At 37.3% G+C, this 24,918-nt stretch carries 16 protein-coding genes and 1 pseudogene; 10 read left to right on the top strand and 7 right to left on the bottom strand.

Annotated features, from left to right (window positions below):
- Positions 1 to 30: 30 nt before the first annotated feature.
- Entirely contained in the window at positions 31 to 1,299 is a 1,269-nt protein-coding gene (fahA, locus tag AAGF08_RS02510; protein ID WP_343509354.1) for a fumarylacetoacetase, read from the bottom strand.
- Between the two features lie 222 nt (positions 1,300 to 1,521).
- Here fahA and AAGF08_RS02505 point away from each other — a divergent pair, with 222 nt between their 5' ends.
- The 8 genes and pseudogenes from AAGF08_RS02505 (at position 1,522) to AAGF08_RS02470 (ending at position 15,655) form a co-directional block, all read left to right on the top strand.
- Positions 1,522 to 3,405: a CocE/NonD family hydrolase gene (locus tag AAGF08_RS02505; protein WP_343509353.1), complete on the top strand. Its 1,884-nt coding sequence runs from the start codon at positions 1,522 to 1,524 to the stop codon at positions 3,403 to 3,405.
- 598 nt (positions 3,406 to 4,003) lie between these two features.
- Entirely contained in the window at positions 4,004 to 4,942 is a 939-nt protein-coding gene (locus AAGF08_RS02500; RefSeq protein ID WP_343509352.1) for an alpha/beta hydrolase-fold protein, read from the top strand.
- Between the two features lie 1,042 nt (positions 4,943 to 5,984).
- Entirely contained in the window at positions 5,985 to 6,965 is a 981-nt protein-coding gene (locus tag AAGF08_RS02495) for an NAD(P)-dependent alcohol dehydrogenase (RefSeq protein ID WP_343509351.1), read from the top strand.
- Between the two features lie 92 nt (positions 6,966 to 7,057).
- Positions 7,058 to 7,399, top strand: a pseudogene (locus AAGF08_RS02490) (DUF4260 domain-containing protein).
- Positions 7,400 to 7,519: 120 nt separating this feature from the next.
- Positions 7,520 to 8,020 (top strand): GreA/GreB family elongation factor, encoded by a 501-nt coding sequence (locus tag AAGF08_RS02485; RefSeq protein ID WP_343509350.1) that lies wholly within the window; start codon positions 7,520 to 7,522, stop codon positions 8,018 to 8,020.
- A gap of 498 nt (positions 8,021 to 8,518) precedes the next feature.
- Entirely contained in the window at positions 8,519 to 11,497 is a 2,979-nt protein-coding gene (locus tag AAGF08_RS02480; protein WP_343509349.1) for a SusC/RagA family TonB-linked outer membrane protein, read from the top strand.
- Positions 11,498 to 11,508: 11 nt separating this feature from the next.
- Complete coding sequence (locus AAGF08_RS02475; protein WP_343509348.1) at positions 11,509 to 12,891, top strand: RagB/SusD family nutrient uptake outer membrane protein; 1,383 nt, start codon at positions 11,509 to 11,511, stop codon at positions 12,889 to 12,891.
- Positions 12,892 to 13,021: 130 nt separating this feature from the next.
- A complete protein-coding gene (locus AAGF08_RS02470) occupies positions 13,022 to 15,655 on the top strand; it encodes a valine--tRNA ligase (protein ID WP_343509347.1) in 2,634 nt (877 codons plus the stop codon).
- Between the two features lie 71 nt (positions 15,656 to 15,726).
- On the opposite strand, the gene AAGF08_RS02465 is transcribed toward AAGF08_RS02470, so the two are convergent.
- From AAGF08_RS02465 to AAGF08_RS02440, 6 genes are all read right to left on the bottom strand, one after another.
- Entirely contained in the window at positions 15,727 to 16,719 is a 993-nt protein-coding gene (locus tag AAGF08_RS02465) for an SH3 domain-containing protein (RefSeq protein WP_343509346.1), read from the bottom strand.
- Between the two features lie 79 nt (positions 16,720 to 16,798).
- A complete protein-coding gene (locus AAGF08_RS02460) occupies positions 16,799 to 17,608 on the bottom strand; it encodes a DUF1080 domain-containing protein (protein WP_343509345.1) in 810 nt (269 codons plus the stop codon).
- Positions 17,609 to 17,680: 72 nt separating this feature from the next.
- Positions 17,681 to 18,586 (bottom strand): diacylglycerol kinase family protein, encoded by a 906-nt coding sequence (locus tag AAGF08_RS02455; protein WP_343509344.1) that lies wholly within the window; start codon positions 18,584 to 18,586, stop codon positions 17,681 to 17,683.
- A complete protein-coding gene (locus AAGF08_RS02450; RefSeq protein ID WP_343509343.1) occupies positions 18,583 to 19,584 on the bottom strand; it encodes a phosphatase domain-containing protein in 1,002 nt (333 codons plus the stop codon). Before AAGF08_RS02450 ends, AAGF08_RS02455 begins: the two co-directional genes overlap by 4 nt.
- A gap of 118 nt (positions 19,585 to 19,702) precedes the next feature.
- Positions 19,703 to 20,755, bottom strand: coding sequence for a M42 family metallopeptidase (locus AAGF08_RS02445; protein WP_343509342.1), 1,053 nt, complete (start codon positions 20,753 to 20,755; stop codon positions 19,703 to 19,705).
- Positions 20,756 to 20,874: 119 nt separating this feature from the next.
- A complete protein-coding gene (locus AAGF08_RS02440) occupies positions 20,875 to 22,758 on the bottom strand; it encodes an amidophosphoribosyltransferase (protein WP_343509341.1) in 1,884 nt (627 codons plus the stop codon).
- A gap of 377 nt (positions 22,759 to 23,135) precedes the next feature.
- On the opposite strand from AAGF08_RS02440, the gene AAGF08_RS02435 reads away from it, so the two are divergent.
- Both AAGF08_RS02435 and AAGF08_RS02430 read left to right on the top strand, forming a co-directional pair.
- Positions 23,136 to 23,429 (top strand): hypothetical protein, encoded by a 294-nt coding sequence (locus AAGF08_RS02435; RefSeq protein ID WP_343509340.1) that lies wholly within the window; start codon positions 23,136 to 23,138, stop codon positions 23,427 to 23,429.
- A gap of 86 nt (positions 23,430 to 23,515) precedes the next feature.
- Positions 23,516 to 24,916, top strand: a complete 1,401-nt coding sequence (locus AAGF08_RS02430; protein ID WP_343509339.1) for a sigma-54 dependent transcriptional regulator — start codon at positions 23,516 to 23,518, stop codon at positions 24,914 to 24,916.
- The last annotated feature ends 2 nt before the right edge of the window (positions 24,917 to 24,918 follow it).

Genomic DNA, 24,918 nt, shown 5'->3' with positions numbered 1-24,918 from the left:
AAGCCTCAATTATATTATTCTATGTAGATTTTACTTTGATGGAAGTAGTTTGGATCTGACTTCACCAAAGCCCACTCTAATCCCATCCTTCTCGGCATACCCTTTCATAATGACTGTATCCCCGTCCTCCAGAAATGTTCTTTCCTCTCCAGACTCCAACTTGATGATATTTTTTCCATTCCATGAAAGTTCTAGCATCGAACCAAAAGAATCCTCTGTTTGTCCAGAGATGGTTCCTGAAGCCATTAAATCCCCGACATTGATATTGCAGCCATTCACTGTATGATGTGCCAATTGTTGTGCAATATTCCAATACATCGCCTTAAAATTGGATGTACATACCTTTGAGGCTTTCTTTCCATCAGGCTGTATTTGAACCTCTAGATTGATATCAAAACTATGAGGGTTTTCACATTTCAAATACGGTAAAACTTCAGGATCTTGCTTAGGACCTTCCACTCTAAAGTGCTCCAAAGCTTCCAAAGTAACTACCCAAGGAGACATGGAGGAGGCAAAACTTTTTCCAAGAAACGGACCTAAGGGCACATATTCCCAAGCCTGAATATCGCGGGCTGACCAATCATTGAACAACGTAAATCCAAAAATATAATCTTCGGCATCAGCAGTACTGACAGAATCCCCCAACTTGGTGGATTTACCTGTAATGAATGCGAGCTCTAATTCAAAGTCCATCTTTTTTGACGGCCCAAAACCAGGAGACTCCATATCAGGAGTTTTAAATTGACCTTTCGGCCTATGAATTGGAACACCTGAAGGAATAATGCTGGATGCTCTTCCGTGATAACCCACCGGTAAATGTTTCCAGTTTGGAAGCAAGGCATTCTCTGGGTCACGAAACATTTTACCCACATTAGTGGCATGTTCAATACTGCTGTAAAAATCAGTGTAATCGCCAATTTTGACCGGTAGAAGCATTTCTGCTTCCTTTCGATTTACCATCACTTTACCCCTTACAGAATGATCTCTGAGTTTCTCATTATCTGCCAAAAGCAAGTCCTGAACCCGCTCACGGATCTTCTTTGTCTGAGATTTACCTAGGGAAATTAAATCATTTAAAGTCTCATTCAGGAAAATCCCCTCCGGAAGAAAAAGATCCGAAAAAAAGCCTTCTTGATCCAATACACTCAAATCAACAATTTTATCTCCGATCGCAATTCCGGTTCTGGGGATCAATCTTTTGTTTTTGAAGATACCGAACGGTAGATTATAAATTGTGAAATCAGAATTTTTGGGAACTTCCACCCAAGTTGCCAAGGTGTTGGTAGTGCTATCGCTCATGTGTAAAAATCTTTCAGGTGGTAAATTTAGGGTTAATACCTTAAATGAAAAGTGTTAAATGGAATAGTAAAAAATTTCATTTTTTAAATTACCCCATAAGTGTTTGGTTTCTTGGTTTTTGACAGGTATCACCTAAACTATAAATAATTTAACCTCCCATCATTTTTCATTTCATATAAAAGAAGTCTTTAATAACTTAGATTGAAACAAAAATCCCATCAAATGAAAAACCTTAACAATATTTTCCTGACGCTACTACTGGTATTGGTGGTTTCTGCCTCTTTTGCCCAAGAGAAAAGCATTATTGATCAGCTAGAAGAAATTGCTATTGTTGATCAAAAAGTCATGATGCCAATGAGCGATGGCGTTCGACTTGCAACAGATATTTATCGACCTAAAGGCGAAGGAAAATATCCTATCGTATTTTCGAGAACTCCTTACAACTTCAATACTTGGGGAAATGGTGAGTTAAACACAAGAACAATGCAAACAGCGCTTTCTTGGGTTGAAAAAGGTTATGCTTACGTGGTTCAGAATGAACGTGGTAGATATTTTTCTGAGGGAGATTGGGATATTCTTGGAGTGCCTTTAACGGACGGTTATGATGCTTTTGAATGGATGTCCAAGCAACCTTGGAGTAATGGGAAGATTGGAACATTGGGATGCTCGTCAACTGCTGAATGGCAAATGGCTGTTGCCTCGCTAGATCATCCCGCATTGGCAGCAATGGTTCCACAAGGATTTGGAGCTGGTGTAGGTAAGGTTGGAGAATTTTGGGAGCAGGGAAACTGGTATCGTGGTGGAGCTGGACAAATGCTTTTCACAAACTGGCTTTACAGCGTTCAGCATGACCCAATGGCTCCTAAGCTACCAAGAGGGATTAGTCAAGAGGATTTACTTAGGCTACAGAGATTTTATGACATGTCTCCAGAGTATCCAAGGATTGATTCCAAAGAGGCATTGAGTCATCTTCCAATACAAGATATTATTCAAAACCAACATGGTCCAAAGGGAATTTATGAAGAGATGATCACTCGGAAACCAAATAATCCTAAGTGGTTTAATGGTGGATTATATCATGAAGATATGCCATTTGATAAGCCAAGCTTCTGGTTTGTTTCATGGTTTGATGTGTCTGCAGGACCAAACATTGCATTATTCAATCACATGCGTGAAAACGCAGTTTCTCAAATGGCACGAGACAATCAGTATCTGGTGATAGCTCCTGTTTTGCATTGCTCTTACACTCGAGCAACCGAAAACACCATGGTTGGGGACTTGAATGTAGGAGATGCAAGGCTTAACTATGATGAAATAATCACAGCTTGGTTTGATAAGTGGCTAAAAGGAGAGGATAATGAAACAGTTCAAGAACTTCCAAGAATTCAATATTATACCATGGGGTCGAATAAGTGGCAGACATCAGATGTATGGCCACCTGCTGAAGCAGAAATGACTACCATGTATCTGGATTCTGAAGGTAACGCAAACACAAGGAATGGAGACGGAAAATTGACTCCTAAAAAACCTAAAAATGATAATCCAGACACGTTCCAATATGATCCTATGAACCCGGTAACTTCTTATGGAGGAAATGTCTGCTGTACAGGAAATGCTGTAGTCGGTGGTTCATTTGACCAGTCTGAAATGGAATTGCGAGATGATATCCTCGTGTATACTTCAGAACCATTGGAAGAAGGTATTGAGGTTTCTGGCTTTATAGAGTCTTACTTATATCTTTCGTCTGATGCAAAAGACACTGATGTAACTATCAAGTTGATTGACGTGCACCCTGATGGAAAGGCTTTCAACCTTGATGAAACAATCCAACGAGTACGGTACAGAGAAGGCTATGAAAAAGAAGTATGGATGGAAGAAGGTGAAGTATATGAAGTAAAAATGACACCGATGAGTACTTCCAATTACTTCGACAAGGGTCACCGAATCCGAATTGAAGTAAGTAGCTCCAACTTCCCTCGTTTTGACAGAAATTTGAATACTGGAGGAAATATTTACGATGAAACAGAAGGTGTGATTGCTACAAATTCCATTCATCATGGAGGTAAAAATCTGAGTAGGATAGTATTGCCGATTATGAAAAAGTAGCAAGACTTAAAAATAGGATATTAAAAAAGAGAAGAATTCAAATCTTCTCTTTTTCATTTTTTGAGATCTAATCATTATAAAGTAGATCAAAAATGTTTCAAATGTTTCTCAACTTCTCTCCAAGAATCATTATTTTTCTTTTCGGAAACTAACCACTCCATTCTACCCTAGTTCCTGTTTTTACAAAACAAAAATCTTAAACAAATAACCTCAGTCTCTTTCCAATAAAAAACCCTTTAAGGGATACTGGAATTAAATATTATGTTGAAATTCTTAAAGGATTAAATTAAAAAGGACAGATATAATTCAATTCTTATTTGTTAAAATAGAAATAAACAAATATTTTTATTTTAATAAATAATACATTATCATAGTTTTTTAATAAAAAATTAAATATATTCATATGATTTTTAAATATTAAAAAAAGTAATTTTATTCAAAATATTATATTTTTTTTATTTCGATATTAAATTATTCCTACAATTTAGGGTATAATAAGTTAGTGCCAGGTTTTTATAGAGATTAGAATTATTCCCGCAATTTCGGGTATAATAAGTTAGTACCAACCAAAATGGGTTTTTTACAAAATACTTGAATCATGAATATTAAAGAAAACTTCCTCAATCCCGCCATTTTTATTATTCTTATTGCAATTACTATGTTTATTTTATCAGGCTGTAAAAATGACGATGATACTTGTCCTGAAACTACTTGGTACCAAGATTTCGATAATGATGGTCTTGGAAATCCGGATATTTCCATTACGGATTGTGTTCAACCCCTAGGTTATGTCAATAATAATGATGATGATAACGATACACTAGATCCTTCAACTCAATTGGTTTTTAAAGATATAAACTCAGTTTACATTGGTGAAACCTATCCTCTTACGATATATTTACCAAGAGGATATGAAACCAAAAATCTTCCTGTACTGTACTTGCTAGAAGGCAAAACGTATTATCAAGATTTGATTACTTGGTCATCCGACATTGATGTAGAGGCTATTATCGTTGGAATTGGAGATAATTTATTTGAAGAGAATTTTGATAAAATTGCTAGGGACTATATTCCAACCAGTGGGACTACTGCAGGACATTTAAATTTTTACAATTTCCTAATAGAAGAGGTTGTGCCTTATATTGATGCTAACTACGAAAATGATCATGAAGCCAGAACTTTGATTGGGTTTAATCCTTCTGGTTTATTTACTAACTTTTCACTTTTAAATAAAGCTCCTGAAGATCAATTTTTCAAGGGGTTTTTATCAGTAGACCCACAAGATAGGAGTAGAGATATCATTACAGATATGGTAGAGAATCTCAGCTATTCTGGGGATGCAAAAAATATCAAAATTCACATTTCTCAAGTGAGTGGAACAAGCAGAGCTGATTGGTTTAATAACCTTTTATTGGCACAAGAGTTCCCATGGCTAGATATTGATTTTTACACTTTCGAGGCTGAAGATTCTGAAGGAATAAAACCACCAGTATTAGAACCGTCTATGAAAAAGGGTCTTCAATTCATATATAAATGAGCTTTTTTTCTTATCTCTTATAATCAAAAAATTATGTTTGGTAGAGGATAGAAATTCTTTTCAAAAAGAGTAAAATTAAACAACAAAGGATTAAAATTGATGCTAATAAAGTGGAAGACATCAATCCTACTAAGTTCGGATTTTGTTGTTGGCTAAGATCTTTTACCGGAATATAGATTTATAATTATTCCTTTTGCAAGCGTTTGTTACCCCCAGTATCCTTATGGATTCTCAAAACAAGAAAAAGAACTATTAATGAGCGCTTAGCCTAAGATTACTTGACAAAGTAAAAACTAATAAATGAAATTTATGGCTCTAACTTTTTCTTGCCGGAGACAACATATTCATATGCAAAATGTAATTGATTCTATACAATTATTATTAGATCAATTACTATATATAAAAACATAAAATAGCAAAACACTAGCACCTGTTATAATTCATATCTACCATATACCACAATTCAGTTTTCCTATTTATAAAGATAATTAGAACTTGCTAGAAAGGTCAAACTACTTGGTCTCGCTCCAATCGAAATATTAATAATGTATGAAACTTCTCATCAAACAGTAGGTGTGATTCCTTCTACCTCTATTCATTATGGAGCTAAAAATCTAAGTAGAATTATACTTCCAATTATAAAGAAATAGAAATCAGAATTTTTAAAAGGAAATGAAAAAGTGCAACTCACTCTATGAGTTACACTTTTTCATTTTTCCGCAAATAGGCACATTCTATAAGAAAGAATGGCTACTTTCATCTGTATTAATCAGTAGAGTTTAATTATCTAATTGTCACAAGCCACCGATGCAGTAAGAATACCTGAACTTCACACCAAAATAGAGGAAAGATTAAGGAATGATTAAAATATAGAAGATAGAAAAATGCTTGTGGGTTTTTGGCCAAATTGGAATGTTAAGCTCCATTAGTAATACATCTTAACCTAAAATGAAATTTATCGAAGGTAATCCTTAAATGTATTAACATGATTTCATCAATGAAATAATGCTAAGGGGATTTGAACGAATGAAAGCTATACAACATGAAGGCCATTTTACTTGAGAAGTACGGAAGACCAAAAGAAGTACTTGAGTTGAAAGAAATACCAATCCCTAATCTTAAGGAAAACGAGGTTTTGATTAAAATTTATACTACTACAGTCAATGATTATGATTGGAGCATGGTCCGGGGCAAGCCCTATTTGCATAGGCTGTTATTTGGACTATCCAAACCCAAGAATCCAATCGTAGGAATGGAATTGGCAGGTGTGGTAGAGGGCATTGGAGCTAAGGTTAGCAAACTAAAAGTTGGGGATGCTGTATTTGGAGATATTTCAAATTTTGGATTCGGGACTTTTGCTGAGTATATCGGTATCCATGAGGATGCAGTACTTGTCAAGCCTGATGAATTGAGTTTTGAAATAGCAGCGGCAATTCCCCATGCTTCTCTTTTAGCTCTTCAAGCACTTCGTGGGATAGCAAAGATAAAAAAAGGGCAGAAAGTCCTTATCAATGGCGGAGGAGGAGGTGTAGGAACAATAGGACTTCAAATAGCTAAGCTCAGCAACTGTGAGGTAACTGGAGTGGACTCAGACGAGAAATTGGGGATGATGAAATCCCTTGGTTATGACCAGGTGATCGACTACAAAAAAACAGACTTCACAAAAACGGGAGAGCAGTATGATCTTATTCTGGATTGTAAATCAACCAAATCTCCATTTTCATATTTACGTGCCTTAATGCCAACTGGAATCTATGTAACTATTGGAGGTAACCCTAGCAGTTTAATCTCTGTACTTTTTTGGGGAATGATATTTACCTTATTCTCTTCCAAAAAACTTAAAATACTGGGGCTAAAACCAAATGAAGGGCTGGATGAAATTGCCCAATTAATAATCCAAAATAAAATTTCACCTGAAATAGATGGCCCTTATACTTTAGAAAATACGGCAGATCTAATTCAATACTTCGGAGAAGGAAAACATAAGGGGAAAATTGTTATTAAGGTGAGTGGCCGTTCATAACAAGTTTATGATGATGCAAAAATTATAGCAAAACTTCCTTCAAAATGATTGTTCTCTCCATAATTCACTAGAAAATCCGAAACTAATCAAAACTGGAAGAAGCAGCAATATTTCTGCTCCCACTGTATTTATTTAGCAGATTAGATTTTGGCTGGTGGTGGTTTCCAGTGCTTTTACTAGCCCCAGACATAGGAATGATCGCATATTTAACCACCCCAAAAACTGGAGCCTTCTTTTATAATCTTTTCAATCACGGTTTGGTCGCTGCAAGTCTTTGCATTTAAGGACTTGCATTTGGAAATGGGTATTTGATACTAGTTGGGATTATCCTATTTGCGCATATTTCTTTTGATAGAATCATGGGCTATAGCTTGAAATTTAACGATAGCTTTAACCATACACATCTGGGAAAAATTGGGAATATTAGGTCATAAACCCGAGTATAGTTTAGGTTATCAAAATCTACTTTCCAATTGTTCTTTTTCTCAATTCGAAAACATGAAACTTAATTCCTGTTCTATGCCTTATTTAAGGTAGATAATAAAGACCACGATATGAGTAGAGGATTTGTAAAAGAAGATGATCAGGAAGTAACTCCACTTGTTCCGCCTAGAGCTGAAATCCCAAATGGATTGACCAATTATGTTACCCAAATTGGATGGGATGAATTAATTGCTGAAAAACAAGCACTCATTGAAGAGAAGGCAAATTTTGAAGGAAGTACCGAACAGGAAAAACGCATCACATCAAACTTCATCACTGCCAAAATCCATTTATTGGAAGAGAGGATCTCCACAGCAAAAATTGTAGACTTGAGCAAGCAACCAAAAAGTGAAATCCGCTTTGGAGCTACGGTCACCCTTAAAATCGGAAAAACCCCCAAGCTTCAAAGCTATCAAATTGTAGGTGTGGACGAGGCTGATATTTCTAAGAATAAGATCTCTTTTATTTCTCCTATAGCCAAACTATTAATTGGAAAAAAAGTCGGAGAAAAAGCTATTTTAAAGTTGGCAAAAGAAGACAGAGTCTTTGTAATAAAAGGAATTAAGTATTGATGCTGTCCCGCTGATACTCCCAGGTTAGGGATCGGGTTTCAGGATTAAACATCCTAAATAATATTATCCGAATTAAGATCTTCATTAATAAAAGAACTATTCAAAAATCATTTTTTTATATCTAACATTTGATAAGAAAGGAAAATATTCAAGCTAGAGGAACCCATCTAACAAATATGATCCTGAGAAAGCTGTGGCAAGGAAGTCAGGATGAAAGAAGGAGGTGAGATAGTTACTAACTCCATTCATCATGGAGGTAAAAGTTTGAATAGAACAACAATACGGATCATAACTTATTAAAATCAATCTTAACTTAATTCAAACATAAAAGATGGAACTTACCATCTTTTATTATTTCCAGAACATTTAAAAATAATAGATTGGTCAAAACGTCACCTGTAGTTTCCATTCATATAATTAAATCCTAATCGTATAGGTAAACAATTTTTATAGCTGATAGAATTTTTAGAAATTAAACAAAACCAAATATTCTTTTTTATGTCAAAACCTTACAAATTACTAGCAACGATAGCCATGATGTGGCTCTCGGTCGGTTGGGCTTGGGCCCAATATACGGTATCAGGTACTATATCTGATGAACGAACAGGAGAGGCTTTGATAGGAGCAAGTATCCTATTGAAAGGTACCACAACAGGAGCGATTACAGACCTAGATGGTACATTTACATTGACAATCCCTTCAAATGAAGGAGCAGAGTTAGTGATTTCCTCCATAGGATATCTTTCTCAAACAGTGAATGTAAGCCCTTCCCTAAACTCTTTAAACATACAACTGAAGCAGGATGCGACAAATCTTGAGGAAGTTGTAGTAACTGGTCTGGCATCTTCGGTAAAACGAAGTAATCTGGCAAATGCGGTTTCTTCTGTTTCAGCTAGAGATCTTACAGGGACTACCACAATTCAAACCACCGATGGGGCACTCTACGGAAAAGTAGCAGGTGCCACAATCCGCTCTAATGGTGGTGCGCCTGGAGGAGGTATTTCTATTCAATTGAGAGGAATCTCTAGTTTGCAGGGAGCCTCTCAGCCACTTATCATCGTTGATGGAGTCTATATTAATAATGCTTCTCAACGAACAGGTCGTGCATCTGTTTCGGGTGCTGGTGGATCTAATCAGGATGATGGTTCCAATAGACTTGCTGATCTTAATCCAGCGGACATCGAAACAATAGAAATCCTTAAAGGTCCTTCTGCTGCTGCCATTTATGGTACTCGGGCAAATGCAGGTGTAATTATTATTACAACAAAAAGAGGTGTTGAAGGACGTACAACTGTTTCTTTATCCCAGGATGTAGGATTTGCACAACCACTTAGGTTGCTAGGCGTAGATGACTGGTCTGAAGAGAAGATCAATTTCTTTTTTCCAGAATCCAGAAGACCTGTTGAGTTAGAAAGATTCAGAGCTGCCCAATCTTCAGGAAACTTTATAGACTATGAAGATTACTTTTATAACAATCAAGCACTTCTTCTCAATTCAAGAATTAATGTTTCCGGTGGAAATCAAAAAACAAAATTTTTCGTATCTGCAGGCATCACATCAGAAGATGGTACGGTAAAAGAAACCGGGTTTGAGCGATATTCAGTAAGAGCAAACATCGACCACAACATAACTAATGGAATTAAACTTGGAGTTTCCTCTAACTATATTCGTTCCAATACGGATCGAGGATTTACCGGAAATCAGAATAATACAGGTGCTAGTATAGGTTATAGCATTGCTTATGTTCCCAATTATTTTGATCTGAGACGAAATGAAGATGGCACCTATCCTGTAAACCCTTACTTCTCTGACAATCCTGTTGCAATCACAGATAATGGGGTTAACAATTCTGAAGTGAATCGTTTTATTCAGGCTTTTACACTTGACGTTGATTTGCTTAATACTACTAACAGTTTCTTGAGAGCCAGTATATCAGGTGGATTGGACTACCTCCAAAATTCTACTACAGTTTACTTACCGGAGTTTTTACAGTTTCAAAGAGGACAGGCAAATCCAGGTGATATTCTGATAGGCCGTCAAGAAAGTTTTAATACTAATCTCCAGGCAGCTTTGGTATACAACTGGAATTTAGGAAAAGTTAATATGAATTCTCAGGCAGGTTTGGTAAGACTTGACTTTAACAACAGTTCACTTTTCAACAGAGGTAGAGGCCTAGTACCAGGTCAAACAAATCTTCAGCAAGCTGCTATTCAAGAGATCAACAGCCAATTTGAAAGTGAAATACAGGAAGCAGGTATTTTCTTACAACAAGAAGCAAATTATGAAGATAAGATTATTGGTACAGTTGGTATTCGATGGGATAAGTCTACTTTGAATGGAGACCCTAATAAGTATTATGCTTTCCCTAGAGCGAGTTTAGCAATAAATCTTGCAAACTTTGATTTCTTCAATAGCTCCGCCATAAGTCAGTTGAAGCCAAGAATTGCATATGGAGAGACTGCAGGTCCTGTTGCCTTTGGAGCAACCTTTACTCCACTAGGAGGTACCAATATCGGTGGACTTCTTGGTTCTACTGTTTCTACCTCTATTGGAAATACACAAATTCAGCCTGAGACAGCCACTGAGCTTGAGTTCGGTATTGATGCAGGTTTCTTTAATAGTCGCCTTAGTCTGGAAGCAACTTATTACATCAAAAACACCCAGAACAATCTTCAGAACCTAAACCTGGCTCCTTCCACCGGAGTAAACAGCACCCCAAGTAACGAGGCAGAGCTTCAAAACAAAGGATTGGAATTGGGATTATCTGGTACAATTGTAGAAAAATCAAATTTCCGCTGGTTTTCCAGAATTCTTTACTGGCAGAATGATATTGAAATGACCCGTCTGGGAATACCTACTTACATTTCTGGAGGTTTTGGTGCTGGCTTAGGTACGTTTCTTTATGCAGAGGGATATTCTCCAACTACTATTGTGGGTACTCCTGCAGACCCTTCCATCCCGGGAGGTTTTACCATCTGGGGGAATGCTCAGCCAGATTTTAATATGTCCTTTTACAACACCTTCAATATTTTCAATGGACTAGAATTATCTTTTCTTGTTGACTGGAGACAAGGTGGAGATAATATAAACCTTACATCCTTCCTAACTGACGGCGGTGGAACAACAAACGGTTGGTTTGATGATGATAATAACGATGGAACACCTAATGGTCGTCAGCGACCTCCAGAGCCTTATAATAACGCAGGAAGATGGGTTCAAGATGCAACCTTTGTAAAAGTTAGAGAGATCGGACTTTACTATACCATACCTAAAGCCACGCTTGGCGAATGGTTTGGAAATACGGTTCAAAATATCCGCGTTGGCTCTTCCGTAAATAATGCTTTTCTATTTACGGATTATAAGGGTTACGATCCTGAGACTTCAACATTTGGTGCTCAGGCAGTGGCCAACAACGTGGACATTGCTCCTTATCCTACTCCAAGGAGAATTTTCTTTCATTTAACTATTGACTTTTAATCGGCTTAATCATGAAATATATAGCAAACAAACTAGGAATAACTCTGATTGCCGCCGGTTTACTCTTCGGATGTAACCCACTTCAATTAGACGAAATACAGGATCCAAACAATCCCTCGGTCGGAAGTATCGCTAATAATGCAAGCCCAGAACAGATTCAATTTTTGATCACAGGACTTGAATCCAGACATAGAGGCTACATTACGAGTGTGGCAAGATCTTGGAATACCTTTGGAAGAGAGATATGGTACTTGAATGCTTCAGATCCAAGGTTCCAAACAGATTGGCTAGGACAAAATGGACGTGTACCTGACAACTCTTATTTTGGATTCGGCAACACAGGGGGTGGCTCTTGGGCCTCTCCATATCAAGCTATTAATCAAGCAGATGTTCTTCAGCTTGCCGCTGAAAATACAGAGAGTATAACTGCAAGTTCAAAAAGCGCTGTGGTAGGATTTGCGAAAACAATCCAAGGATATCAATTTATGATCCCTGCCAACTTCGTATACTCCAACGGAATCAGAATGGATGTCTCAGACCCACTAAACCCAGGTCCATTTGTCCCTTATGATCAGGCTTTAGATCAAATTAAGGCAATCTTGGATGAAGGTTTTCAGGCTCTTGGCGCAGCAGGGTCGGGTGATTTTCCTTTTGAACTAACAAGTGGTTTCGATGGATTTAAGACGATTCCGGGACTTCAACAAGTAAATAGAGCCATTACTGCAAGGCTGGACGCTTATAGAAAAGATTGGCAAAGTGTTCTGACTGAACTGGATGCTTCTTTTATGGATTTAGATGGAGATCTTGAGAGAGGTCCTGCACATCCTTATGGAGCTGCTCCTGACATATTCAACCCCCTCTATTATGTTCCAAATGCAGAAGTAAATACGATTGTAGTCGTTCACCCTTCTGTATTGGATGATGCGACACCAGGTGATTTGAGAGTTGCAAGTAAATTTCTTGAGCGTACAAATCCTGTCACCGTTACCACGGATGCTGGGGCACTAGTGGGTACTCATCAGGATGCCAGATGGGCGAGTAATACCTCACCGATTCCTTTCATTAGAAATGAAGAATTAATTCTTTTGAAAGCAGAAGCTCATGCTAATTTAAATCAATCAGATCAAGCTATTGAAGCAATCAATATAATCAGAAATGCAGCAGGCTTGGGAGATTATTCCGGAGGTACAAGTATGGACGCCTTGATTGATGAGATCTTATATCAAAGAAGATATTCGCTTTGGGCAGAACCTTGGGGACATCGTTGGATTGATGCGCGCCGATATAACAGACTGGACGAAATTCCAACAAGCTACGACGGGGGAACAATATTTACAGAATTCCCTCATCCACAAGCAGAACTAAGTTGGGATGAGTACGTTGGAGAAAATTAATATTTAAATTTTTATAAAGCTCACTGATTTTTCAGTGAGCTTTTTTGATTTCTAGTTCAATTAAGCCTCATCTGTTCAACCAAAATCCTATTTTTCCCCTATTTTTGCACCTCAATTAATAATCCGATTTATGTCTATTGCCAGCAAATACGATCCAGCCTCTACGGAAGCCAAGTGGTATGCTTACTGGATGGAGCACAAGCTTTTTTCTTCGAAAGTAGATCCGAATAAAGAGCCTTACACCATCGTAATCCCTCCACCAAACGTCACAGGGGTACTACACATGGGACATATGCTGAATAATACCATTCAGGATGTATTAATCCGACGGGCCAGAATGCAAGGCAAAAATGCTTGCTGGGTACCTGGAACAGACCACGCTTCTATTGCTACAGAAACCAAAGTAGTAAACCTCCTGAAAGAGCAAGGAATTGACAAAAAGTCAATTTCGAGAGAAGTATTCTTAAAACATGCTTGGTCCTGGAAAGAGAAATATGGCGGAATCATTTTGGAACAACTCAAAAAATTGGGCGCTTCCTGCGATTGGGACCGTACTGCCTTTACAATGGATGAAGGCTTAAGTGATGCTGTAATTTCTGTTTTTGTGGATTTACACAAAAAAGGGAAAGTCTATCGTGGAATCCGTATGGTCAACTGGGACCCAAAAGGAAAAACTGCGCTTTCCGATGATGAGGTAATCACCAAAGAAATTGCCTCAAAACTATACTATATCAAATATCAGATCGAAGGAACTGAAAATGAATTTTTGACCATTGCTACGACCCGACCTGAGACTATCATGGCCGATGTGGCGATCTGTGTCAATCCAAACGATCCAAGATTTACTCATCTGAAAGGAAAAAAGGCTATTGTTCCTTTGATCAACCGCCCAATCCCTATTATCGAAGATGAATACGTGGATATGGAATTTGGTACAGGTTGCCTGAAAGTAACCCCAGCGCATGACATCAATGACTACGAGCTTGGACTGAAACATAAATTGGAGGTCATTGACATTTTGAATGACGATGGTACTTTGAATGAAAAGGCACAAATACTAGTTGGTGAAGATCGTTTTATAGCAAGGAAAATGATTGGGAAGAGGCTTAAAGAAATTGACCAGTTGGAAAAAATCGAAGATTACAAATCCAATGTCGGTCATTCTGAAAGAACAGATGCAGTTATCGAGCCAAAGCTTTCATTGCAGTGGTTTCTGAAAATGGATGAAATCACCAAACCTGCACTAAGCGCTGTAATGGAAGATGTTATCCAATTGTATCCGCCAAAATTCAAGAACATGTATCGTTCTTGGATGGAAAATGTACGGGACTGGTGTATTTCCCGTCAACTCTGGTGGGGACACAGAATTCCCGCATACCACCTACCTAATGGTGAGTTTGTCGTAGCAAAAACAGCCGAAGAGGCATTGAAAATAGCAAATGAACAATTTGACGAACAATTTACCGCAGCTGACTTGAAGCAGGATGAAGATGTTCTGGATACTTGGTTCAGCTCTTGGCTTTGGCCTATTTCTGTTTTTGATCCCAAGGTTTTCTCAACTGGAAAACCTAATGAGGAATTGAAATACTATTATCCTACTAATGACTTGGTAACTGCACCGGAAATTTTGTTTTTCTGGGTTGCACGAATGATCATTGCAGGCTACGAATACATGGGTGAGAGGCCTTTCAAAAATGTATACCTTACAGGAATCGTCCGCGACAAACTTGGGAGAAAGATGTCTAAATCTTTGGGTAATTCTCCAGACCCATTGGAACTCATCGCCCAAAACGGGGCTGATGGTGTCAGAACAGGAATGTTATTTTCATCTCCTGCGGGAAATGATTTGCCTTATGATGATAAATTGGTGGAGCAAGGAAGAAACTTTGCCAACAAAATCTGGAATGCCTTCCGATTGGTAAAAGGATGGGAAATTGATCCAAACTTGGATGTTTCAGATAATGAGTCTAGCATAGATTGGTTTGAAAATCGATTCAATCAAGCGTTAGTAGAAATCAATGAGCATTTTGAAAAATTCAGAATTTCTGATGCCCTGATGACTACTTACAAGTTGGTTTGGGGAGATTTCTGTTCTTGGTATCTAGAGATGATCAAGCCGGAATATCAGCATCCGATCGATCAGAAAACCTACGATAAGACGATTTCGATTTTTGAGGATATTCTTAAAATTCTGCATCCATTTATGCCTTTTATCTCAGAAGAACTTTGGCACCAAATCAGAGAAAGAACTGTAGAGGAATCCTTGATTCTAGCTTCATGGCCTGAAGAAAAGAAATTCGAAGAAAAAATCATTGAAGAAGCAAATCAAATATTTGAAGTAGTTTCCCAAGTGAGAAATTTGAGAGCATCCAAGGGAATGTCTCCCAAAGAAGCTTTGGATTTGACAATTAAAACTTCTCAAAGCGATCTATATAAACGGTTTGAATCCGTACTTAACAAACTTGCTAATCTTTCCTCTCTAAACTTTGGGGAAAAGGTTGAAAATGCCATCAGCTTCGTGGTAAAATCTGATGAGTGTTTTATTCCAATGAGTGATTCGATTAATATTGAAGAGGAAAAAGCCAATATTCAGAAGGAACTGGACTACACAAAAGGGTTCTTGAATTCAGTGATGAAAAAACTAAGTAATGAGCGATTCGTAAATGGAGCTCCTGCGAAGGTCATAGAAATGGAACGAAAAAAGCTGGTAGATGCTGAGGGGAAAATAAAAGCATTGGAAGAAAGCCTGGCAAAGCTTGGATAAATTCTAAGACTCTGTCTACATGAAAAAACCGGAGCAAATTAAATTCTCCGGTTTTTTTCTTACACTTTTTTTCAGGAAAAGTCTAGGTAGTCTTTGCTTAACCACTTCTCTTCCAAACTGATTTTACACCAGCCATCTCTCTCCTCTGAAATAAAAACCTCTTCGGATTTCATCAAATTATCTACGATTGAGAAATTAGTTCCGGGCCCGCTTCTAACCCGAAGGACATTGGCATTGACAGTCGCTCTTTTTACATCCTCAGTATATCTTCCATACACCCAATGTGATTGGCTATTTGAGATTTTCAGCCAGGCATTTGATTCATCATAAACTCTCAAAATCGCTCCCAATTGAGCAGGTTCTCTACCTGAAACAAGTGAAGCTGTACCACTTGGGGCTTCTCTTACATTTAAAGCTGATGCTGTAACGGTAACATATTTCTGGATACTTGTTGGGGGTGCTAAAGTGCCTGCCGTTCCCTGTCCATGTTGAGCTACCAAAGGCAGGAAGAATGAATTAAAATCATCTACTTTATTTCCTCCAAAGAAATTTGTTCCTGGACAGGATTTATTACCTCCAGTTCCATTATTCCTTTTTCCAGTATCAAGATTAAACCAATGGTGGTAAATGATGCTGAAACTATTAAGTGGAAGCCTAAATTTATTACAAATTGCTGCTGTCATTCTAACGATCGTCTCCCTATGATCATTTGTCATGGTATCCCCACCTTTATCAAAATTCCCAAAATGCTCTATACATATTGAGTCTCTATTTGCTCCATATATACAGGCAGGAGTTGATTCCAAGGATCTCCCAGTAACAATTGTCCCATCAGGAAAAGTTGTGAAATGCTGTCCAATATCCTGCCATCCATTATTCCGTACATGGTAATTCTTCATGGCAGCTTGACGTTCAAAATGATTGCTACCATTAAAATGGATATAACTTGGACTCCATGTATGATGTTGTTGAACAGTGAGAATTGTTCTTGCAATTCTTTGGGATTGGAGCCAAGGCTCAAATTCCGCCATGGTCATCTTTAAAAAACCATTTTTTGATTCCATTAAATGTAGATTAAATGTTAAAAATTTTTATTCCATTTAATTTAATTAGAAAAATCTAATCGAACAGACTAAAACAAACTTAAAGTTCTCTGATTCTCAAATCTTTGAATAAAACTCCTTGGCCTTCACTTTGTAAACCTATATAACCGGATGTTAAAGCCTGTCCATCTATTTTAATAGCAGGATCATAACCATTTGCAACACCACCACCTATTTGCGGTAAAGAATATGTCAAAACAGTATCTCCGTTGACTAAATGATGTACAATGGAATCTCCATATACAATCAATTCTGCGCTCACCCAGTCATCCCATTTGAATGTAGGTGAAGAAGAATTAATACAATGCCTAGGATCCACTTTACCTTCATAGACAACATCTGTTCCCGGCGAACACATATTCCCAGTAGGTCTTGCAACCCCTTCTTTCTCTTCAGCAAGCATTTGCCATTCCACTGAAATTGGCCAATCCTGTTCCTTTAAAATAGTTTTTGGTGCCTGAGAATGAAACATAACCCCACTGTTTCTATAAGTGTAGCTTGCAGCATCCGTTAGCCATTGATCTGTAAATCGATATTCCCAAGTCATATGAAAAGAAGAAAAAGGCTTTTCATAAAACAAATGCCCATAGCGGTCATTAAAGCCCTCTTTGTAATCATCATAATTGACTTCGATGATCCCATCTTTTACTCTAAATGTATTGGAATAATTATCTCCGGTCTCATGATGGTAAATCTTAGGAGTCCATCCATCTAGATCTTTGCCATTAAACATTTGAACCCATTCCGAAATTGGTTCTTCATGAAAAATATCAGTAACTTCTGCTTTATTATGGGTACAAGAAAAAAGGATACTACTCAAAATGGCGAATTGAAAAACTTTTCTAATCATAGTGCTTTGAGAAATGAATAAAGGAATTTAGAGAATTCTCCGGTATTCTTCCAGTTTGATTTGACAATAACCCTAAGAAAGATTCTTTTTATAGCGCGAAAATCTTTTTGAAGTGACAAATTGAAATGCATGTTTTTCTATCCTGGCGTTTATAGACTGTGGCTTTCCCATTAACTCACCATCAATTTGAAAATCAACTTCTTTTTCATTTTCAATTTCACAGGACTCACAGCGATAAAAAATAGATGAATTCTGCTCTTCTAAATCGCCTCTAAACATAGCCATGATCATTCGAATGTAATCTTTTGTACTTTGAGGATTTAAGGCAATTACTTCAAATTTTCCATCATTCATTTTGCCTTTATAATTGATCAAAGCGCCAGTACCATACTGATCCCCATTTGCTAATACAAGCATTTTTGCCATCACCTGCTTTTCTTCCCCATCTACTTTCAATTTATAGGGCTTAGGTTCTGTAGTAAAAATTTCTGATACCGATCCTTTGATGTATGCGATCATCCCTCTGCCATCGTTTGATTCAAAATTCTTCACCAAGTTGGCATTAAAACCAAAATCTGCAAGATGTAAACACAACTCATCATTGATTTGAATCGCATCAATAGGATGAATGGTATAACATCGAATAGCCTCCCAAGAATCTTCAATAGTATGGATTCCAAGACATTTTGCAAGACCATTTGCTGACCCAAATGGAATTACACAAAATGGAGCTTTCGTATCCCTCAATGCTTTTGCTACCAACTTTACCGTGCCATCTCCTCCTCCAATCAAAACTAGTTCAGGGCGGGTTTTCTTATATGCTGATTGGATTCGATCTATGTCATCAGAACCAGAAGTTTCAACAATAAATGTTTCAAAATCAGGTAATTTTACACGAACCATTTCTTCTAATTCCTCTTTCTCTATAGGTGTGTCCCCAGAGACAGGATTAAATATAAATAAACATACTTTTCTCATTTTCTTATTTTTATAAATTGATTTTTCCTTGCAATTTCCAGTGCTTGATCGGAAGACTCTACAAAGAAAAATTTCTTCATACCCACCGATTGTTCTATACTTTCCTTCCGTTTAATCCCTAGTTGACCTATTAATCGAATAAAAACAGCCTGTACCCTATCTGGATATTTTTTAATCACATTGGCATAAATTTCAGGATCATGCTGCCCACTGTCTCCAATTAGAAAAAACTTCATCTTAGGGTATAGCTCAAAAAGAAAAAGAATTTTCTCTAATTTATGATCGTGGTTTCCTCCACCAGATTTCCAGATATTTTTCAGGTTGATATGTTTGTCTTTTAGTAACGTGGGGCCCAAAGGGATATTCCTAAAAAGCATGAAATCCCGAATCAAATCAAATAAAGACCAATCGCTACTTGACACATAGAATATAGGGACTTCCCTTTGGTGGGTTAATTCATTATAAAAATCCGATACCCCTGGCAATGGTCTTCTTGTGTAAGCATTCTTTGAGATTGAAAGCCAAAATTTTTTACCAATATCAGTTGAATGTGAAATTAAGATGGTGTCATCGATATCTGAGATAATTCCGGAATTGCTTTCAATTCGCAACACCTCTTTACTAGCCAAGGTAGATTTATTTTTCCCCAGCGGTTCTAAAACTTTGAAATTAACAAATTCAGGGTTTTCCAAATAGGGATTTTCCACCTCAATGTGTTTCTCAAAAACCCCATTTTCATCAGTTCTGACCTCGAATCTATGCCCATGAAAATGTATCTCAACAAGTGCCTCTGGGATGGATTTTACAGAATACCTTCTAATAGTTGCCAAAATATTCTTAAACCAAGAAATACTTGACTTCGGTCTTTTTTGCTTGTAGGATGTAATTACTCGACCTTTTACAAAAATCTTCTCCTTATTTCCAAAGGAAAGAAATGGCTCAACTTTAATTTTTTCCTTCAATCTCGCCTTGTTTTGTATGAATGATTCCGTATTCATACCACAATAAATTGCAAAAAGAAGGCCTGATTTTACTAAAAATGCTATTATAAAAACTTCTTTCAGTCAGTATATGTAAAGCTATCCCGGATAGGATAGCTTTACTTTAAAAGTTTTTTCAATGTTTCCAGTCATATTTATCCAACTGCTCCAAGCAAACAGTCAATAAAGAAATGGAATCTGAAATATCCTGTTTATGGGCCATTTCAATCACTTGATGCAGATGTCTTGTAGGAATAGATATAGCTCCTGCTATGGCTCCCTGTTTTCCCATTCTTTGTACTCCGGCAGTATCTGTTCCACCAGCAGTTAATATTTCTGGTTGCCATTTTATATTTTCTCGATCTGCTGTCTGCTTCATAAATTCAACCATTCTATAATCACAAATGGTCATAGCGTCCATGATCTTAATTGCAGTTCCTTTTCCTAGTTCTGTCACTTTTTCATGAGCTTGAGCTCCGGGTACATCAAATGCAATCGTCGTATCCAAAGCAATTCCAAAATCCGGATTGATCCCATGGGCTGCAACGTTTGCTCCTCTTATTCCTACTTCCTCCTGAACTGTAAATGTAGCATACACATCAAATGGAGGATTTTTAAGTTTTTTCAAAGTTTCAATAAGAATAAAAACGGCTACACGGTTATCAATTGATTTACAATTGACGCAGTCTCCCATTTCTACTAATTCACGATCTCTTGTCACTGGATCACCTATAGTGACAAATTTTTCCACTTCAGATTTTGTCATTCCCAAGTCGATAAAAAAATCTGTTGTTTTTGGGAGTTTAGTTTTTTCTTCCGCTGACATCACATGAATTGGCTTGCTTCCCATAACTCCTACTAAATCCTTTTTTCCATGGACTATCACTCGCTGGGCAGTTAGTGTTTTTGGGTCAAATCCTCCTAGAGTATGGAATCTTAAGAATCCATTTTCATCTATATGGGTAACTATAAAACCTATTTCATCTAAATGTGCAGCGACCATCACGCGCTTTCCATCTGGGTTTCTTTTTCCTTTTTTGATCGCAATCACATTTCCCAGATTATCGATTTTCACCTCATCCGAAATAGGAGTTACTAATTCAACTACTAAATCACGAACTCGCTTTTCAAAGCCAGGTGCTCCTGCGATTTCACAGATTTCTTTTAAAAGAGATACATTTATATCCATTATTCTTAAAGCTTTTTAGTTTCAAAACACTAATTTATCAATCCAAGGGTTTCTAAAAGAGAAAAGGCACAAGGAATATTCCCTGTGCCTCTTTAATTTTTCTCTCAATTACTTTTTAATTAGTATGCCCGGACGGTAATTCCTTCCATAAAGTTTGCAAATGATCTGTTAACTACCCTAGTACCTCCTGTAGTTGGATAATTACCGGTAAAATACCAATCTCCAATATGATTTGGAATGCACTTGTGCAAGTTATCTACAGTTTGAAAGATGACTTTAACTTCCGCTTTAATGTTATCACCAGATACTATTTCTGCTATTTTTTCAGAAATTTCATCATCTGTAAATGAACTGTATACTTCCTTCACATAATTCTCATAAGAATTAGGATGGCTTAGGCAAGACTCATGAATTTTCTCCAATACATCCTCCATACCCCTTTCTTTCAGAAGTGCTAAGGCGGCTCTGAAAGCTATGAATTCTTTCATTCGGGACATATCAATCCCATAACAATCAGGGAACCTTATTTGAGGCGCAGAAGAAACGATGATTATTCTTTTTGGATTTAACTTATCAAGCGTAGTTAAAATACTTTTTTCCAATGTGGTACCTCTGACAATACTATCATCAATAACCACTAAGGAATCAATTCCCGGTTTTATGACTTCATAAGTAGTATCGTAAACATTGGCGACCATCGTATCACGTTCATCATCATTTGTGATAAAAGTTCGAAGTTTTACATCCTTACTTACCAATTTCTCAACTCTTGGCCTGAAATTCAGAAGTTCATCAAGTTCACCCATATGAGGCTTCCCATCCAAAAATACTTCTCGTCTTTTGGCACTCAAGTAATCCTCTAAACCTTCAATCATTCCCAAAAATGCAGTTTCGGCAGTATTTGGAATGTAAGAAAATACAGTGTTCTTTAGATCAAAATCAATTGCCTTCAAAATCTGGGGAATCAAAGCTTTTCCAAGATCTTTTCTTTCCTGATAAATCGCAGGATCTGTTCCTCTTGAGAAATAAATTCTCTCAAAACTGCATGACTTTTTCTCTCGGGCGGGAAGGATTTCTGACTCTGCGTAAGAAGCATCCTTATTGATAACCAAGGCATGCCCTGGCTTGATTTCCTGAATTGAGTTGAAATCAATGTTAAAGGCAGATTTAATGGCTGGCTTTTCTGAAGCTACGACTATCACTTCGTCGTCTGCATAATAATATGCAGGACGAATCCCGGATGGATCTCTAACTACGAATGCTGAACCATTCCCTACCATTCCCGCCATGGTATATCCACCATCAAAATCCCTACAAGACCTCCTTAGAATTCTTGCCAAGTCAAGCTCATTCTCAATTACATTTGTAATCTGCTCATTCGAATATTGGTGCTTGTATTTATCGAAAATTCGTTGATTTTCCTCATCCAAAAAGTGACCGATTTTTTCCATTACGGTAACCGTATCTGTTTTTTCTTTTGGATGCTGACCAAGCTGTACCAGTCTACTAAATAGTTCTTCAACATTAGTCATGTTAAAGTTTCCTGCCATGACTAGGTTTCTACTTCTCCAGTTATTCTGCTTTAGGAAAGGGTGACAGGTTTCAATGCTATTTTCACCATGGGTTCCATACCGAAGATGACCTAACCAAACCTCTCCTGTGAATGCAATATTTTCTTTTAGCCATTCTGCATCTGTAAGAGCATCATGTCCTCCGATTTTCTTAGCCTTTTTATATTTCTTAGTGATTTTGTCAAAGATATAATTGACAGCGGACGGTTCAACAGAGCGGTATCTGCTGATATACCTTGTTCCAGGATCGGTACCGATTTTTATATTGGCAACTCCCGCGCCATCTTGACCTCGATTGATTTGTTTTTGCATTAAGACATAAAGTCTATTTGCTGCGTAAGCTGCGGTTCCGTACTTATCTATATAGTATTGTACAGGTTTACGCAGCCTGATCATTGCTATACCGCACTCGTGTTTGATGGCGTCACTCATGGATTCTGGCGAATGTTAATTGGTAGTTCAAAGTTACTAGTTTTTAAAAGAATTTTTCTTCAAAAAAGTTCGATTTCATAATTTTAAATTTTGTGAATCACCGTAAAACAGATAAACCTTTAAATTAAGCAAGATAACAGAGTTTTAACCATAACTTTTATGGTTTATTTGGAACATACTGAGTGCATTTTCCCCATATTTAGTTTTGACCTTGATCAAAAAAGTACTTTAAGTGCTGGAATAAGTGCTTGGCACATCCTTGGCATGATTAGATAATTGATTTGAAAGCTCAGGTTTGGAAGAATAAAATTCAGACCCTAGAAAAAGATTATCCTAACCAACTAGTTGCCTTGAAAAAGATCATTTACCTATAAGCGATGTTTGTTTTCGGATCAAGAGCTATGGCTAGTCCTAAGAAAAGGATAAATCAGACAACTAATCAAGCATCAGCGATTCAGCAAGAAAAAGTAAAAATCGAGCCTGAAGCTCTTCCTGAAGCTGTAAAAACAACAATTGCAGCGGACGAGAAATTAAAGTCACTTTCCGTTTTGAAGGCCTCTCAAATCACACAACTTGATAGGACATTCCACTTTGAGGTCATATTTGAAAATGGTACTGAAGAAAAATTGATCGCAAAATTTGATCAAAATGGAATTAAAATAATAGACTAGTTGCTTAATCCTTACTAATTTAAAAGCATCGGGCACCTGCCAGATGCTTTTTTTGTTAAACTTGTAATGTAAACCCAGACTTTTGCATGAAGCATATATTATTAGTCGAAGACGACCTCACCTATTCTAGAATTGTAAAGACCTTTTTGGAGAAAAATGGCTATGCAGTTCAGACCTGCGTCAAAGTAAAGGATGCCCAGTTAATGATGGCTTCAAATAATTTTGATTTGATCATTGCTGATTTTCGATTACCTGACGGCACGGGTATGGAGTTACTACAATGGACGAAATCCAAATATCCTCATACCCAAGTTATTCTTATCACCCATTATTCAGATATAAGAATTGCAATCAAAGCCATGAAGCTTGGTGCTTTTGAATATATCACCAAACCAATCAATCCGGACGAGTTATTGGCTACTGTAAAAGAGTCACTATCTACGACTAATCCAGAAATCCAGAATTCTCCAACTACTCCACAAAAACCTTCATTACCAAAGGTGGCTAAAGGAAGTTATGTAATTGGTAGTTCTGCTGAGGCCGAAAAACTTGAAAAGCACATACAATTAGTAGCTCCTACTGATTTGAGTGTCTTAGTTTTGGGAGAAACTGGTACAGGAAAGGAATTCGTATCGAGAAGAATCCATGATTTATCAACCCGAAAAAATGGACCTTTTGTAGCAATTGATTGTGGAGCATTGCCAAGAGAACTTGCTGGAAGTGAATTATTCGGTCATGTAAAAGGAGCTTTTACCGGAGCTTTAGATCATAAAACAGGGCATTTCGAGTCTGCCAAGGGAGGAACCATCTTTCTAGATGAGATTGGAAACTTAAGCTATGAAGTTCAAATCCAATTACTACGCGCTATACAGGAAAGAACAATCCGGAAAATTGGGGGAAATAAAGAAATCCAAATTGATGTAAGAATTATTGCTGCAACGAATGACAATCTGATCTTACAATCTGGTGACGGGCATTTCAGAGAGGACTTGTATCACCGTTTGAATGAATTCACCCTTCATGCAATCCCATTAAGAAGAAGAAAAGAAGATCTTGAAGATTTTTCTCAGCAATTTTTAGAAGAGAGTAATCAGCGCCTTAACAAATCGGTTAGTGGCTTTACTCCGGAAGTTTGGGAAATATTCCTTGCATATGATTGGCCTGGAAATCTTAGGGAGCTCAGGAATATAATCAAAAGAGCTGTTCTTCTAACTTCAGGAGGATTGGTGGAAAAAGATGCACTTCCTTCTGATTTATATGAGCCATCTGGTCAAGTTTCCGGTTTCAATAACGGTAATTCCTCCTTCTCTATGAATGATGAGCTACCATCTCCCAAAGATTATAAATCTAAGTGGGTTGAGCAGGAGAAAGAACTAATTCAAAAAGTTTTAAATGATACAAAATTCAATAAATCCAAAACAGCCAGAATACTTAACATGGATCGTAAAACCTTGTATAGTAAAATGGAAAAATACGGTTTGGATTAATA

Origin of the sequence: Algoriphagus sp. SE2, from assembly GCF_039563885.1 — a bacterium.
GTDB lineage: Bacteria > Bacteroidota > Bacteroidia > Cytophagales > Cyclobacteriaceae > Algoriphagus.
Note: the sequence above shows the minus strand (reverse complement) of the source record. Positions and strands in the feature narration are given on the sequence as shown.

Coding starts and splice junctions, on each gene's coding strand:
- AAGF08_RS02500 (WP_343509352.1), top strand. CDS start 4,004: ATGAATATTAAAGAAAACTTCCTCAATCCCGCCATTTTTATTATTCTT.
- AAGF08_RS02430 (WP_343509339.1), top strand. CDS start 23,516: ATGAAGCATATATTATTAGTCGAAGACGACCTCACCTATTCTAGAATT.
- AAGF08_RS02450 (WP_343509343.1), bottom strand. CDS start 19,584: ATGAATACGGAATCATTCATACAAAACAAGGCGAGATTGAAGGAAAAA.
- AAGF08_RS02480 (WP_343509349.1), top strand. CDS start 8,519: ATGTCAAAACCTTACAAATTACTAGCAACGATAGCCATGATGTGGCTC.
- AAGF08_RS02455 (WP_343509344.1), bottom strand. CDS start 18,586: ATGAGAAAAGTATGTTTATTTATATTTAATCCTGTCTCTGGGGACACA.
- AAGF08_RS02485 (WP_343509350.1), top strand. CDS start 7,520: ATGAGTAGAGGATTTGTAAAAGAAGATGATCAGGAAGTAACTCCACTT.
- AAGF08_RS02495 (WP_343509351.1), top strand. CDS start 5,985: ATGAAGGCCATTTTACTTGAGAAGTACGGAAGACCAAAAGAAGTACTT.
- fahA (WP_343509354.1), bottom strand. CDS start 1,299: ATGAGCGATAGCACTACCAACACCTTGGCAACTTGGGTGGAAGTTCCC.
- AAGF08_RS02440 (WP_343509341.1), bottom strand. CDS start 22,758: ATGAGTGACGCCATCAAACACGAGTGCGGTATAGCAATGATCAGGCTG.
- AAGF08_RS02465 (WP_343509346.1), bottom strand. CDS start 16,719: ATGGAATCAAAAAATGGTTTTTTAAAGATGACCATGGCGGAATTTGAG.
- AAGF08_RS02435 (WP_343509340.1), top strand. CDS start 23,136: ATGTTTGTTTTCGGATCAAGAGCTATGGCTAGTCCTAAGAAAAGGATA.
- AAGF08_RS02505 (WP_343509353.1), top strand. CDS start 1,522: ATGAAAAACCTTAACAATATTTTCCTGACGCTACTACTGGTATTGGTG.
- AAGF08_RS02470 (WP_343509347.1), top strand. CDS start 13,022: ATGTCTATTGCCAGCAAATACGATCCAGCCTCTACGGAAGCCAAGTGG.
- AAGF08_RS02445 (WP_343509342.1), bottom strand. CDS start 20,755: ATGGATATAAATGTATCTCTTTTAAAAGAAATCTGTGAAATCGCAGGA.
- AAGF08_RS02460 (WP_343509345.1), bottom strand. CDS start 17,608: ATGATTAGAAAAGTTTTTCAATTCGCCATTTTGAGTAGTATCCTTTTT.
- AAGF08_RS02475 (WP_343509348.1), top strand. CDS start 11,509: ATGAAATATATAGCAAACAAACTAGGAATAACTCTGATTGCCGCCGGT.